This is a genomic window from Parabacteroides sp. merdae-related_45_40, from assembly GCF_001915675.1.
Window position 1 is genome coordinate 14,627 of the sequence record NZ_MNQY01000054.1, and the last position, 16,034, is coordinate 30,660.

Sequence of the window (16,034 nt, forward strand, 5' to 3'; positions counted from 1 at the left end):
TTTTGGTGTTGGCAAAAGTAATGAAATATAAGAGACATAAAAATATTTTTATAAGAAAAAGATAAAAAGCCTGTCGGGTTTGTCATCCCCGTGTGTCTATTTAGTAAAAGAGAATAGAAAATGACAGAACATACAGATGATATAAAGAAAACGATTCGAATAGCTAAAGCGATTGAGAATGACATTCGTGAATATAAATCTTTCGATGTACAGGCGGCATATCAAAAAAACAGGAAGAGACTGGATACTGGACGGAGAAAGTACCTTTTAACTTTCTATATATCGCGAATTGCAGCCATTTTGTTGTTGCCCTTAATCATATCGACAGGAGTATTATCTTATTTATATACCCGACAGTTGAAACAGGCCGATACCGTTTCTTATCTGGAAGTTTTATCTGCTCCGGGAATTGTTACCCAAGTCTTGCTGCCGGATAGTTCAAAAGTTTGGTTGAACGCAGGAAGTTCGCTTCGGTATCCTTCCCGTTTTACGGAAAAGGAGAGAAATGTCCAATTGAGTGGTGAAGGATATTTTGAGGTGCAGTCAGATAAGGAGTACCCTTTTTATGTCTCTTTGGACAATGGTATAAAAGTCAAGGCACATGGTACTAAATTTAATATAAATGCATATAAAGAGGACCGGGTTGTGGAAACGACATTGGAGGCCGGGCTGGTGGATGTTATATCTGCTTCCCGTACTATATGGTTAAAACCGAACGAGCAGGTCTGTTATGATAAGGAAGATGGACATTTTACCACTAGTGTAGCCAATATTGAAGAGAAAACAGCTTGGAAAGAGGGTAAATTGGTTTTCCGTAATGCGACCCTTGAAGAAGTCGTGAAAAAACTATCCAGAAGATATAACGTCGATATCGTGTTACATCGGGAAAACCAGAAAGACTATAAGTTCAGAGCTACTTTCTCATCGGAAAGTATCACACAAATATTGGATTATCTACGTATGGCAGCTCCGATAAGTTGGTCGTTCGCAGATATGAAACAACAGCAAGATTATACTTATCCGCGCCAACGGATAGATGTTTGGCTGAAATAAAAATAAACATGTTAAATTAATGAAGAAAGGAGAAATGATTATGATATAAATATATAAAAAGAAACAAGGCAAGTATAAGCGCCAACTCATACTTGCCTAAAAAAGAGAAATAACTAGTTAAGTACGACGCCAATCGTACAAAAGTTTTAAATCCAAATACAAAGTTATGAATTTTTCAAGATCAGTAAGGGGTAATACCCCATATTATTTACTTAAATTAATGCATATTATGAGAGTAAGCTTACTTTTACTATTCATTGTGATTGCTCAGCTACATGCCGAAAATTTGTACTCGCAAAGTACGGTCATTAATTTATCACTCCGAAATGTAACGGTCGAACAAGTCTTGGACAGGATCGAGAAGGATACGGAATTCTCATTTTTGTTTACAGACAAATCTGTCGATACGGACAGAATTGTCGATATGAATATCCATTCGAAAAATATTAATGAGACATTAAAGATCTTGTTTGGCGGTACGGATGTTAGCTATCGCATTGTAGACCGGCAAGTTATTTTATCAAAGAAGAAAGAGGGCACAGACGGTATAAATCAGTCAAAACAGGTGACCGGTGTGATAAAAGATGCCAACGGAGAGTCTGTTATTGGAGCGAATGTCGTAGAAAAAGGAACGAATAACGGTACAATTTCTGATATTGATGGAAAATTTTCGCTCAACGTAGCACCTGGTGCTACGTTGATGATAACCTATATAGGTTATGTTTCACAGGAAATAAAAGTAGACAATCGTAACTCTTTTTCTATTGTCCTGAAAGAAGATTCGGAAATGCTGGAAGAGGTTGTTGTTGTTGGTTATGGAACGATGAAGAAGAAAGACCTGACCGGTGCGGTTGCCGCAGTCAAAGGCGATGCTTTGGCTTCCCGTAAGACCACCCAATTGTCAACGGCTTTGCAAGGAGCTGTTGCCGGAGTGACGGTGACTCGTGACAATAGTGCTCCCGGTGCAGCAGCCGGTAGTATCAAAGTGCGTGGTGTCACGACTATCGGCGATACCAGTCCATTGGTTATTATAGATGGCGTACCGGGAAGTATCAATGATGTGAACCCGAATGATGTCGAAAGTATGTCAGTATTGAAAGATGCCGCTTCTTCTTCTATTTATGGCTCTCGTGCTGCTGCAGGTGTAATCTTGATTACGACGAAGCGTGCAAAAGAAAAGGATCTTTCGATTAACTATAATTTTGAGTATGGTTTGGAGATTCCGACAAAACAACCGGAATATATGGGTGTCAAACGTTTCTTGGAAACGACCAATGAATTGCGTTATAATGATAATAAATCGGGTGGATGGAATCAGACCTATTCTGAAGATGAAGTGAATAATTGGGAAAAATATAATCAGACAGATCCAGATAAATATCCGATGACAGATTGGGTTGGTATGATTTTAAAGGGATCAGCTCCTCGGCAGACACATACGATTAGTGTGGCTGGTGGGTCGAAAGCCGTTAAATCGAATGCGTCATTTGTTTACGATAAGGTCGATGGGTTGTATGCAGATCGTTTTTATGAACGATTTATGATTCGTGCAAACAATGATTTTACGGTGAATAAGTATTTGGGAGCAACCCTGGATTTCAACTTTAAACGGACAAAAAACCATCAGCCCTATTATTCTCCATTTTCGGATATGCGTTTGGCTCCGATGATCTATCCTGCTGTTTGGGCAAACGGAGAGTATGCCAGTGGTAAAAACGGTAATAATCCGTATGCACTTGTCAACTCTGGCGGAACCAAAGACGAATGGTACAATAAAGTAGGTGGACGTGCGGCCATTAATATTACTCCGATAGAGGGATTGAAAATTTCCGGGGTGATTGCTCCTAACTATACATTCACAAAAAATAAGGATTTTCGCAAAGCTGTTCCTTATTCCTTGGAAGATGATCCGAACACGATCGGTGGTTATATGGAAGGCTATAATACGACAAAGTTATCTGAAAAAAGAAATGATAGCTACGATGTGACGATCCAGGGCATTGCAAATTATATGAAAACATTCGGGAAGCACGATTTAAATGTGATGGCTGGTTATGAAACGTATCGTTATTTTGGTGAAAACTTAGGGGCTTCACGTGATCAGTATGAACTTAGCAATTTCCCTTATTTGGATATCGGCCCTTTGGATCTTCGTGATAATAGTGGAAGTGCCGTGCAGTTGGCTTATCAATCTTGGTTCGGTCGCGTCGCTTATAACTATGATAATCGATACTTGTTGCAGGCGAATGTGCGTTATGACGGATCTTCACGTTTCCATTCAGACTATCGTTGGGGTGTTTTTCCTTCGGTTTCTGCCGGTTGGGTAATGAGTGAAGAAGTCTTTGTGAAAAATGCGGATATAGATTGGTTGTCTTTCCTGAAATTGAGAGCTTCTTACGGGACGTTAGGTAATGAACGAATCACAAATAGTGATGGTAATCCTCTTTATTATCCGTATCAGGCATTTATTAATTTCAGTGATGTATTGTTTTATCAGAATGGTGCGATAGTACCCGAATTATCAGCTGCGCAATGGGCATATGCAGTAGAAAATATTTCTTGGGAGACGACAAGTTCCGTTGATGTCGGTCTGGATGCTACATTCTTTAATAATCGTTTGCGTTTTACTGCCGATTATTATAACAAGCAGACAAAGGACATGTTGTTGGCTTTGGAGATCCCGGATTATGTCGGATTTGACAATCCCCAGCGGAATAGCGGTAAGATGTATACCAACGGATATGACCTTGAACTTGCCTGGAATGATCAGATCGGTGATCTGACATATGGCATCTCTGCCAATTTTTTCGATTTTGTTTCTAAAATGGGAAATTTGGATGGTACGGAATTTTTAGGCAGCCAAGTAAAAATGGAAGGCAGTGAATTTAATGAATGGTATGGTTATCTGAGTGACGGCCTGATGTTGACGGAAGAGGATTTGAAAGGCCCTAAGTTGAATAATAATGTACAACTCGGTGATGTGAAATATAAAGATATTTCCGGACCGGATGGTGTACCTGACGGTAAGATCTCACCGGAATATGACCGTGTCTTGCTGGGTGGTTCACTGCCGAGGTTCCAATATGGCGGATCGTTAAACTTAGGTTATAAGGGGTTTGATTTTTCTTTAGCCTTTCAAGGAGTTGGACGCCAAAATGCACGTTTATCTGATAGGATGGTACAACCTTTGTTTGCAAATTGGGGAAACACGCCTGCAATTATTGATGGTAACTATTGGAGTGAAAAGAATACGGAAGCCCAGAATTCACAGGCCTTTTATCCCCGTTTGACGTATGCTAATGCAACCAAAAACTATGCTATGTCGGACTATTGGATGTTTAAGGGGCGTTATTTCCGTTTGAAGAATTTGACATTCGGATATACATTGCCGACAGCTTGGACTGAGAAAGTGACGATTAAGAAGGCACGTGTATATGTCGCAGCCAATGATTTGTTCTGTATCAGCAAATATCCGAGCGGATGGGATCCGGAAATGGGAAGTTCTTCTTATCCGATCACAACATCTTTGTTGTTTGGTTTTTCTATTAATTTTTAAAAGAGTGAAAAGATGAAACGTACATTAGTAATATTATTGGGATGCTGTTTGGGGGTGAATTCATGTTATGAATTGGATTTGAATCCATTGTCACAGGCATCTAGCGAGAATTGGTACTCCAGCGAAACGGAAATAGAAATGTCTGTCAAGGATTTTTATCGGGATGACTTTTGGCCATTAGATAATGAAGACAAAACCGATAATTTTATTTATAGAGAGACTCCGTCTGAAATACTAAAAGGAACTTTTAACGGACAGAGTGACGATGTGACAAAATTGTGGGCTAATCAGTATAAGTCCATAGCACGGGCAAATACAATATTAGCTAATATGGATAAGGCTGTAAATATGGGTATTTCAGAGGTTAAATTGAAGCAGTATGAAGGAGAAGCTTTTTTTCAAAGAGCTTCTTGTTATGCCCGGTTAGTTACTTATTTCGGAGATGTTATTTATGTGACAGAGGTCGTTGATATAGACAAAGCTTTTACGCTTGGACGGACTGCGAAATCAGAAATCGTACCAAAGATATATGAGGATTATGATAAAGCAATAGAAAATTTGCCGGAAAAATATTCTGGCTTGTCTTCGCAGCGTGCCACAAAGGGAGCGGCTTTGGCCTTGAAAGCTCGTTTTGCTTTATATATGGGAGATTGGGACATTGTCGCTGATGCAACTAAAAAGTGCATGGATTTAGGTATTTATAAATTGCACAAAGACTATTCAGACCTTTTCCTGAGTACGACAAAGAACTCGGAAGAATCAATTTTCCTCTTGCCCCGCTCCATAGAATATAAAGTTACGTTAGGAAACTGGACGGTTATGAATGAAGTATCAAGAAATCCTGGTGGCTGGGGTGCATTTGCTCCTTCTTGGGATTTACTTGCCGCCTATACCTGTACCGATGGCCTGCCAATTGATGAATCACCCTTGTTTGATCCGCATAATCCGTTCAAAAATCGTGATCCGCGTTGTACGGCAACCATAGTGGAGTTTGGTACCCGGCATCTTGGCTTTGAATATAATCCGCATCCGGATGCCGTACAAGTAATGAATTATAACACAGGAAAGATGCAGAAAAACAATGATGCCCGTGTCAATGCCCAATTTGCTTCTTTTAATGGATTGTTATGGAAAAAAGGGATTGATGAAACATGGTTGGAAAATGGCAAGGATGTGGATCCGGATAAAATTATTATCCGTTATGCAGATGTCCTCTTGATGTATGCCGAAGCAAAAATTGAATTGGGGCAGATCGATCAGTCTGTTTTGGATGCAATCAACCAAGTTCGTGCAAGAGCCTATGGGGTGGATTATACGAATACGGCTGCTTATCCGGCAGTGACAACTACCGACCAGCAAAAATTACGTACAATCTTGCGTACGGAACGGCGGGTTGAATTTGCCAAAGAGGGATTGCGCTATATGGATTTGGTCAGATGGAAATTGGCAAGCAAAGCCTTGATACGTCCGAATTACGGTATGTTGTATCCGGTTGATTTGTTAAGAGAAAAGGTTGTAGATAAAGGGTTATGGTTCTGGCCTGGTATTCCCCAAATAGACGAAGACGGTATTCCTGATTTCTCGGCTATGGAAAAAGCTGGGTTGATTGCTCCGATGTCGCAGCGTATGTGGAACGACCGGCAGTATTTATGGCCGATCCCAACCAAAGAAGTCTTGATTAATGAAAATTTGGAACAGAATCCTGGATATTAATTGTATATAAATTAGTAAGGCTTCTTTTGATCTTTGTTTAAAAGAGTAGGAAGAAGCCTTTATTTTAACAATATATTATTAGAAAAAGATGAAAATGAAGATAAAAAGTTCTGTAGCTTTTGTTGCAGCATTGTCCGTGATGAGCTGTACTGCTCAAAGAGATGTAAAAAAGACTCCGGATTCCATATCCGGTATCTATCCCCGTTTAGCTTATTATAATAATGAAGGTGAATGTGGAACCGGGGCGGTGGTGCCTTGGGCCGATCGTTTATGGGTAATAACATATGGGCCGCATTTACCGAATGGCTCTTCCGACAAATTGTATGAAGTGACATCAGACTACCGGCAGATCGTACGTGATGAAAGTATTGGAGGAACTCCTGCTAATCGAATGATTCACAAAGAAAGCAATCAACTCTTTATAGGTCCGTATGCAATAGATAAGACAGGGAGTGTTCGAGTGATTCCCTGGCAGACGATGCCGGGCCGTCATACCGGTAATGCACGCCATTTGACAGATCCGGCAGGTAAGATATATTATGGGACTATGGAGGAAGGCTTTTATGAGGTGGATGTGAATACATTAGAAGTAAAAGAATTATATCAGGATGGTAATAGTAAGAAAGGTATAAAGGACGACACAAATAATGTTTTACCGGGTGTACATGGAAAAGGACTTTATTCAGGCCAGGGAGTAATGCTCTTTACAAATAATGGAGAAGGAACACGGGAGGCATTGAGGAAGTTTGATGTCGAAGCTGGTGTTTTAGCAGAATGGGATGGTAAAGACTGGAAGGTTGTCCGTCGGAATCAATTTGTTGAAGTGACAGGCCCGGGTGGAATCTATGGAAATGCCAATCCGGACACAGATCCGTTGTGGGCGACCGGATGGGATTATAAATCCGTTTTGTTAGGAGTTCGTGATGCCAAGAAAGGATGGTCGTTTTATCGTTTGCCTAAAGCAAGCCACAGCTATGATGGGGCACATGGTTGGAATACGGAATGGCCGCGTATCCGAAATGTAGGAACAGAATCGCAACCTGATTATTTAATGACGATGCACGGGATGTTCTGGCATTTTCCGGGTACGTTTACTGCCGATAATTCAGCAGGAATCCGCCCGCGTTCCGCTTACTTGAAGGTAATCGGTGATTTTACCCGTTGGAACGGGCAGTTGGTTTTTGGTTGTGACGATTCTGCCCAGAAGGAATTTTTGAATAAACGGAAAGCGAAAGGAAATATGGAAGGCCCCGGCCAATCCAATTCAAATTTATGGTTTACTTCTTTGACAAAACCGGATGAGTTAGGACCGGCAACAGCCGAAGGTGCGGTTTGGGCAAAAGAGAGCGTAAAAGCAAATGAAGCATCAGAGCCGTTTCTTTTCAGTGGTTGGACAAACCGTTGTGGCTGGGTGAAGAATGAAGGTAATCAACCTGTGAATTTTACATTTGAGATAGATGAAGCCGGAAATAATGAATGGAAGACTTTAAAGTCTGTCACTGTTAATGCAGGAAAAGCCACTTCCGTTCCTTTTCTTTCGACAGAAAGAGGAGAGTGGATTCGGGTGAAAACCGATAAGAATACGATGGCAACAGTAAGTTTCAATTATACTTCTCCTGATATCCGTTCGACATCTTCTGATTCGATCTATAAGGGTTTGACTACGGTTGACAAGACAACAACAACCGGAGGTTTATTGTATGGATTGGGTGATAATCGTCGTGCTTTAGGTTTGTTGGCGAATGTGACGGTCGATGGAAAGATTTCGGAAACCGGTTATTATGAAATGGGGGATAAATTGGAACTGATTCGTAAAGAGGATGCCAAGACAGCCGATTTGATCCGTAGTAAATTTGCAATTCCACAACAAGTAATATCGATAGAAGAAAGCTCTGTTCTGGTGGTGGACGATTTAGGTCGCCGTTGGCGCTTGCCGTTAGGAAATGAAACATATAAAAAACTGACAGACCAGGGAGTGCTGCGTATTTGCCGTGAAGTTGCTACAGAACGTGATCTTTTCTCCTGTATGGGTACATTTTATGAACTTCCTGCTGAAAATGCGGATGGCTATGCTAAGATTCGTCCTGTATCGACACATAATTACCGCATCAATGATTATGCCTCTTATCGTGGTATGCTTGTCTTAACGGGTGTGACCCCCGAAGATGGGAAAGAAAATCCGCATGTTGTCATTTCCGATGATGGAAAAGCTGCTGTTTGGGTGGGTGTCATAGATGACTTGTGGACTTTGGGTAAACCGGTCGGTCAAGGTGGCCCGTGGAAGGATACGGATGTAAAAACAGATGTCGCATCTGATCCTTATCTGATTGCTTTTTACGATAAAAAGGAACTTTCTTTATCGCACCGGTCTGATAAAAATGTCGTGATAACCGTAGAAGTTGATCCGACAGGAAACGGTGACTGGATGGAGTATGCATCTTATACGGTAAAGCCGGGAGAAAAGTTCGTTCAGCAATTTCCTGAATCGTTCCAAGCGAGATGGATTCGTTTCGTATCGGATACGGACACGAAAGCGACTGCTTGGTTGATGTATAAATAAAAGAGTAGGAAATGAAGAAAATATTGATATTATTAATTGCTTTTTGTTATTCTTGCTTTGTTTATGCTCAAGAGCAAACGTGGAGAACAATACCTTATTTCCTGAAAGGCTATGAGGCGCAGTATGAAAAATCTCCCAAAGAAGCCGCTTTGGCTTGGTTTAAAGATGCCCGCTTTGGTTTATTTGTTCATTGGGGGCCTGCTTCGCTATATGGAAAAGGCGAATGGGTGATGTACAATGAGCAAATACCGGTTAAGGAATATGAACAAAAGGCACGGGAATTTAAAGGTGAAAAGTTTAATGCACAGGATTACGTTGATTTGGCATTGAAAGCAAAGATGAAGTATATTACTTTCGTTGCAAAACATCATGATGGTTACACCCTATGGGATACTAAAGCGACGGATTACAATAGTATGGATTATCCTGCCCAGCGTGACTTTGTAAAAGAGTTGGCTGTCACTTGCCGGAAAGCCGGATAGGGCCTGTTTATTTATTATTCGGTGGGTATAGATTGGCATCATCCCTACTTTTTGCCAAATACGATGTATGATCCGGCTCGTCCCCACTATAAAGAGGTTCCTGAGTCTTACAGATTCCGTAATGTGGAAGATTTTAAGCATTATCTGAATTATGCAAAAACGCAAATAATGGAATTGTGTACTCAATATGGGCCGATTGCCGGTATATGGTTTGATACGGTTGGAGGAGTGTATCAGTATTCTGAACTTTTTAATATTCAGGAAATATATGATATGATTCATCAGATTCAGCCTCATGCATTAGTCGTGTTTAAAACAGGTGCGAACGGTAATGAGGATTTTATAACCGGAGAAAGAGAAATGGGATCATTGGCTCCTGTCTTTAAAAGTGTCGGATTACCTAAAAAGGTACAGGACGCTGCCGATTTTTCTTGGGAGAGCAATAAAGAAAAGCCGGCTGAGTTGAACATCCCGATCCAGGCTTTAGGGTGGGCATATCATACTTCTTCGCGACAACGGCAGAAATCGGCTGAAGAGGTTATGGAGCTATTGAGATATTGCGCAGATATGAATGCTAATTTATTGTTGAACATTGGCCCTCGTCCGGATGGAACCATTCTGGAAGAGAATATTCAGACCTTGGAAAAGGTTGGTAGGCAATTGGAGAAGGATGGTTTTCCAAAATTGAATACGAAATCGTATATGGACTTCCGTATGAAAGCGAGACAGACGGTTCAGACAGAAAAAGAAAATCAGACTGCTAATTAATTTATACCAAATAAATTACCGTAAAAGGAAGTGTGTCAAAATGTACTTGTCCCTGCGCTTGACGCACTTCCTTTTTTGATGATTTCTCAAATTGATATATTAGACGACTAATTATCTGTCCGCTCGAGAAGAAGGCGAATATGGATAATTAACAATTCATATTGACACCGAGAGATAATCCCAATCATGCTGCATTTTGGATGGCCATCGTCTTATGATGAAGAGCCCGAAAAATTGCCAGAGTGAAAGCGGCATGTAGAACCTGTTGGTGGATAAAACTGATTGCTGGCCGGAAGCATCCGGTTCTGCAATGTTTGCCTATGCTATGATAATGGAGGTGAAAAAAGGTTGGCTGGATGCTGCCGAGTATGGTCTGGTGCATGGAAGGTATGGAAACTTTTTCGTAAAGAGGTCTGTTTTTGGGGAGTAAGAGACAGGCTTCTTTTTTATGGTCATTCTTAAAATATAGTCGGAATTTTTTTTGTGCTTGGAATTAAATGAGTACTTTCGGGCTCATATATATAATTTTAGAGGGTAATTGTTGAATTAATAATCTTATTTTTAATATTATAACTATGATGAATGATGTACCTGTCCTTGATAAAGAAATGTCGACAACAGGAAAAAACTTATCTGATAGTATTGTGGAAAAATATGCTTTTGTATTTCAATCCTGTGATGTTGATATGAAGTTGCTGGTGGAGAATAAAGTCTCGCATTATCCTGCTTCAGATGTATTATTGAAAAAAGCTCGTTTCCTGTATCGGAATCAGGAGATTGGATGGATCGAGGCATTGGCTGCTTTTCAGGAAAAACATGGAGATTGCCTGGCCTTGGATGGAAAGGATGCCGCTAAAGCTTTAGAGAAGGCCTTCGACCTTTGCCGGTGGATGGGAGAGGAATCGGACTATTTGCAAACAGTATACCAGAGGAGGGCGGATGAAAAAAGAACCGAACTGTTTGACAGGATGGATCGTCTTTCTTTGAAACTGAAAGTTTGCCGTTGCTTGCCGGAAGGAAAGACGAATGAATATCTGAAGGCTGTTTTGCGTAAGTTGGAACAGAGTGGAAACATTTGGCATGTACATGACGAGATCCTAAAAATATATTATCTGCTGTTATACGATTTGACTGGTTTTTCCCAGAATCTTCCGGTACTGATCGATATCGTTTGCAGGCTGATTACCAATGGTCTGATGACAGAAGAGGAATGCAGTGATTTTTCCGGCGTATTGAAACGGAAAGCAAAGGAGATGGATGATAAGGTATCTGAATATTGGTTCTCCGATGATTGGGACACGCTTCATCCTCTGATAACCGAGTCGGTCCGTTTGCATACTTTTGTCTTCTTGATCTGCGGACAATGTCGGCAAAAGGAGGATGACCTTTCACTGATTGCTGCCCGTATATGCCGTTATCTTTCCCGTATACCATCACCGTATAGTGAACTGCTGAAAAATAAGTCATATACTTTGCTCACTGGCGAGAATACATTGGGTGACCGTATCCAGTGGGAGCATCTCCAACATTTTGATGAGATAAAGATCTTGGAACGTCTCATCATGATACAGGCAGATGATAAAGCATGTCTTTTCCAGGAAGATAGTAAAAAGTGGAGGCAATGTCGAAATGAAAAAAATATGATCACCCTTGATAACGATGGATTTACGTTGAGCCCATTGGTTGAATTGGAATGTAACTCGTGGAAAGGGCGTAAAGACCGGGCTACTGTGTTGAAAAACCGTTTGTTTGTTGCTTCTTTTAGCCGGTTATCTTTGAATTTTGATGCTTGTAAGAGTATCCGTGATTTCCGTTCATATTGGAATCTGGTAGCGGAAGATTATCCTTTGTCGCAACCAATGTCTTCTCCGGCTTTTGTGGATACCGGATCAGATGAGAAAGAGATTGAGATACCGGAGATCGAGATGGAAGAGGAAGAGGTGGAGACAGACCATTTTCTGCGTCCGGATCAACGGGTCAAGGTCCGGATCCTGCATATCGACAAGGAAGACATGTCTCTGAAGATGGAAATTATAGATGCCCCATACCGGGGAATGAAGGCCTGTTTGCCATTCGCTTACATAAATTCATGCTATTATATCATCCCTGGTTTTATGGATATGTTTGCTGTCAACGAGATATTCCGTGCGAAAGTAAAGAGCGTGGAAGGAAGTGAAGTCAAGCTTTCCCTGATACGTGATTTCAATGAATATATGTATCCGGATTGCGTCAGGAAGAAAAATGTAATCGGGAAAGTGATCGATATTGCAGAAGGCAAAGTCTGGTGGTTGCTTTCTACCGGCATGACGGCAACAACGACTAATCCCCATAAGAAGTATAAGGCCGGTAACTTCTATAAGGTGGAATATGGAGGTTTATCGGCGGACAAATTGAAAAATACGATCAAAGTGCTGTCCCATATCCCATTTCCAGACGAAAAAGGTTTTTATAATAATGTATTGGAAAATTTGCGCAGTTTCTTTTTCTTCATGACGAAAGAAGTGCTGAAAGTCAATAAAGACAAGGAAGAGTTGCAACGTTTGAAAGAAAAAAACAATCCTTTCTTCGTCGCTTTCCAAAGCCTAAATCTTGAAGTTCCGGAGAGTGCTCTTGATGAGTCGGCTCAGACTGATGAGATGCCTGAAAGTGAAAGTAAAACAGTAACTCCCGATTTATATGACGAGTCGGATAGGATAACGGTGAGCCAGTTGAAGGAACTCATTTATTGTGTAGATTCGTTGATAGGCGACAGCGAAGATATATGTGGATGCTTCAATGCTTATAATGTCCTGATATTTTTGTGCCGTTTTGTGGGAAACAAAGAATTGGCTGATTATTACGGGCTTTGTTCCGACTATATCTATTGGGTTAATTCCCTGGACTCCGAATTATTGAAAAACAGAGAGGGAGTTGAATGCCGGCAAACTTTTAAGGGATTGTCGGATCGTATGGAAGCGTTAGATATGGACCGGTACAGCTTGCGTTTGCGTAATAACAAACAGGTTATACGAGTATTACAGACTTGGTTCGACTCCCGTCCCCTGACTTCCGTCCAGTCCGATTTGCAATCGTTTATGCAAAATAAAAACCGTACGGTAGCTGAGTTGGCACGCTATTTTAATATCATGTCCTATCTGAAAGAAAAGGATGATGACCTGCAGGAACTGATTTGCGAGAATATTAATGTTTTGCTTGGTTGTAAAGTCTGGGAGAAAAAAACTAGAGTGTACATACCCGTATTTTTCGGCCATGAAGGAGTAGAAAAAGAATTTAAGACATCTGCATTTATCCATGCCGACAAAAACGCGACAGAGGAGCAGAGCCTTGTCCTGGCTCGTGTGATTGCATCGTTCATGAATACGGAAGGGGGAACACTTTATATCGGAGTCAATGATAAGGGATATCTGACCGGATTGGACCAGGAGTTAAGGTTTGCTCATAATGACAGCGATGTTTACCTTCGTTCTGTCAATCAAAATGTGATCAGGCTATTAGGTAAAAAAGAAGATCGGGATCGTTATCAGGCGTATATACGTTGCCGTTTGTATGAATATGAAGACGGACGTCTGGTTTTGGCGTTTCGAGTGGCGCCAATCAATGAAGTGGTAGAGGTGAAAGGTGAAGTATATACGCGTTCTGCCAGTTCCAATCTGATCAAACCGGTTGGCAACGTGGCGGATTTTGTCAAGTTGCGCCATCGGCAAAAGCTGGATTCTGTTCCTAAGATGCCGGAGTTTCCTGCGTATTTTAGTGCAGAACGGAATGAATATATTTTTGATAAACGTTCTGTAGTCCCTGAAATGACAGCGGTTCAAGAGGTGGAAGCGGTTGCTCCGGTTTTGTCCGTAAACGAAGAAAATGTCCAGGAAAAGGCTTTGCGCATTAAAAATGCAAACACTCAAATTAATTTAGGAATCCGGACATCAGCTCTGCGTTGCAATCCTTTGCAAAAGAAGCATGACCTGGGATACACGCCCAACCATGTCTTTGTCTCCTTGTTTAAAAATGGCAAAATAGCCTATTCCATAAGTCCCAAGATCGGAAAGTGGGGAGGAGAAGGGGGAAGTGTTATTTTCTCTTATAACCCGGAAGACAAGGAAGATTTGCTGGTTACGGTTTTTAAGAATGGCGAAGTAGGCCTGTCCAATCTGAAAAAGGGAATGTCACAACCGAATATGCTTTTTGCTTTTGCCGGTTCGATTGATGATATACTATTTATTTCTCCGGCTCGTAGTACTGATTATCTGTTATTGATTTCGGATAAGGAAGGTGAAAAGCGTTACCGCATTGTCCCACTCGATATGCTTGAAAAATCAATGTCTATACAACCCAAGAGCAATCTTGTCCTTGTACCGGAAAAAGGCATTTTTGTTTTTGCCGAGATCTTGATACCGGAACTGGTGAATAGCCTTGATGATGAGAAATCATTGCAGGATACTTTCGATCAATATTGTGCCGGACGCCTGTGGGAGCATAATTCCTATATCAAGAATGTAGATAAGATCAGCAATTTGTGCAATGTCCCTTTTTAACTTGTTTCTTTTCTAAACTGAAGCCCCAGAAATATCCCTCCCGGCAGCAATATGATCCCTGCTGAGACGAGTAGGGCAACCTGGAGCGAATACATGTCATTCAGCCAACCGATAAAGGGGGCGATAGCGGCGAACATCAGGCGTATTATGAAGTTGCGGATGGAAAGCACTGTCGCCCTCATGTCGGAAAAAGTCATTTGGTTGATGTATCCTTTGAGGATGGGGGTGGCAAAACCGCGGAAGATATAAAAGACGAACAAGATGGCAAGGCCGGCGTACGTAAGGTTGAAAGCCAGGGATACATATCCGCCGACTATAAAAACGAGGATCAGGATTCCCATCTTACGCGGACCGAAGTAGTTGTCCACCCGGTCGGACCAGAGAGCGGCGAAGCCGACCGTCAGATTCAGTACCGTCCAAATAACGCCATACCAGGAAACGGGAGTTTTCAGATACATTAAAACCGGTTGTACGAACCAAGCCATCGTGAGAGTCGCTGCCCCGATTATACCTGAATACATGATATTGTAGCAAAGTTGCTTGTTCGTTACCAGTGAATATCTGATGATCCGGACAATCTCGTTTACCGGATTCTGTATTTTATTGGAACGGTTGACCTCCTTAAGCATGAATGCTGCCGGAATACCTGTAAATGCAATCACAGCCTGCGCATAAAAAGGAAGACGAAGGGAATAAGTCGCCAATAAACCACCAAAGATACCTGCCAGCGCTTCAGCGAAGTTGCCGATCATCGTGATCCGTCCTTCATATCGTAAGTATAAATTTTCTTTCTTGTATTGGGCGGTAGTATCGTATAACAGAGCGGAATCTGCACCATTTACCAATGTTTGTCCTGTCCCCAACAAGATTTCAGCGAAAAGAAAAGCCGTGAATGTCGAGGTGAACGAATAGCATAGATATCCGAAGAAGAAAAGGATACATCCTAATATCAGACATTTGCGGCGTCCCCAAACATCAGCCAGATAGCCTGAAGGGATCTCCAAGGCTACGGCTGCTATCGAATAGACACTCTTCAAGATAAACACATCCTGCAATCCTAATCCGTGTTTTTCGTAAAAAAGCACGATGATAGGCATAACCAATGTGAACCATTTGGATAGTTTGATCAGATAAAGAGCGAGTATATTCCGTTTCATGTTTGCAAAAGTACAAAATATATGAAATATCCTTGTGGGACGTCAATTGCATTTCCGTGAACTAGTTTCGATGTTTTACCCATCAGGAGTGTCTAATTATTGTACACCATTGTCAAATAATTGGACACTTAAAAAAATGATCGTGCTTTTATCTATTTGTATTTTAGTTTATTGACTCTTTTGGCACGCTTTTTGAATTTTAATGGACGGAAT

General features: G+C 41.3%; 7 protein-coding genes and 1 pseudogene. 7 read left to right on the forward strand and 1 reads right to left on the reverse strand.

The features are described from left to right. Positions 1–120: 120 nt before the first annotated feature. The 7 genes and pseudogenes from BHV83_RS09015 (at position 121) to BHV83_RS09045 (ending at position 14,664) form a co-directional block, all read left to right on the forward strand. Positions 121–1,053, forward strand: coding sequence for a FecR family protein (locus BHV83_RS09015; RefSeq protein ID WP_122206068.1), 933 nt, complete (start codon positions 121–123; stop codon positions 1,051–1,053). Between the two features lie 229 nt (positions 1,054–1,282). Continuing rightward, positions 1,283–4,609 (forward strand): TonB-dependent receptor, encoded by a 3,327-nt coding sequence (locus BHV83_RS09020; protein WP_286757418.1) that lies wholly within the window; start codon positions 1,283–1,285, stop codon positions 4,607–4,609. A 12-nt stretch (positions 4,610–4,621) separates the two neighbouring features. Further along, positions 4,622–6,322 (forward strand): RagB/SusD family nutrient uptake outer membrane protein, encoded by a 1,701-nt coding sequence (locus BHV83_RS09025; protein WP_122206070.1) that lies wholly within the window; start codon positions 4,622–4,624, stop codon positions 6,320–6,322. A gap of 94 nt (positions 6,323–6,416) precedes the next feature. Continuing rightward, a complete protein-coding gene (locus tag BHV83_RS09030; RefSeq protein WP_122206077.1) occupies positions 6,417–8,882 on the forward strand; it encodes a hypothetical protein in 2,466 nt (821 codons plus the stop codon). A gap of 11 nt (positions 8,883–8,893) precedes the next feature. Further along, a pseudogene (locus BHV83_RS09035) lies at positions 8,894–10,132 on the forward strand (alpha-L-fucosidase). Between the two features lie 268 nt (positions 10,133–10,400). Next, positions 10,401–10,562, forward strand: coding sequence for a glycoside hydrolase family 88 protein (locus BHV83_RS21745; RefSeq protein ID WP_309369812.1), 162 nt, complete (start codon positions 10,401–10,403; stop codon positions 10,560–10,562). A 145-nt stretch (positions 10,563–10,707) separates the two neighbouring features. Continuing rightward, the gene (locus BHV83_RS09045) at positions 10,708–14,664 is read left to right on the forward strand and encodes an AlbA family DNA-binding domain-containing protein (protein ID WP_286757419.1); all 3,957 of its coding nucleotides are present in this window, start codon (positions 10,708–10,710) and stop codon (positions 14,662–14,664) included. On the opposite strand, the gene BHV83_RS09050 is transcribed toward BHV83_RS09045, so the two are convergent. After that, positions 14,661–15,821, reverse strand: a complete 1,161-nt coding sequence (locus BHV83_RS09050; RefSeq protein WP_005642503.1) for an MFS transporter — start codon at positions 15,819–15,821, stop codon at positions 14,661–14,663. The two genes, BHV83_RS09045 and BHV83_RS09050, sit on opposite strands and share 4 nt — an antisense overlap. Between the last annotated feature and the right edge of the window lie 213 nt (positions 15,822–16,034).

Bases quoted from the DNA above. Each gene is read 5' to 3' on its own strand.
- BHV83_RS09045 (WP_286757419.1), top strand. From the start codon at position 10,708: ATGATGAATGATGTACCTGTCCTTGATAAAGAAATGTCGACAACAGGA.
- BHV83_RS09025 (WP_122206070.1), top strand. From the start codon at position 4,622: ATGAAACGTACATTAGTAATATTATTGGGATGCTGTTTGGGGGTGAAT.
- BHV83_RS09020 (WP_286757418.1), top strand. From the start codon at position 1,283: ATGAGAGTAAGCTTACTTTTACTATTCATTGTGATTGCTCAGCTACAT.
- BHV83_RS09050 (WP_005642503.1), bottom strand. From the start codon at position 15,821: ATGAAACGGAATATACTCGCTCTTTATCTGATCAAACTATCCAAATGG.
- BHV83_RS09030 (WP_122206077.1), top strand. From the start codon at position 6,417: ATGAAGATAAAAAGTTCTGTAGCTTTTGTTGCAGCATTGTCCGTGATG.
- BHV83_RS09015 (WP_122206068.1), top strand. From the start codon at position 121: ATGACAGAACATACAGATGATATAAAGAAAACGATTCGAATAGCTAAA.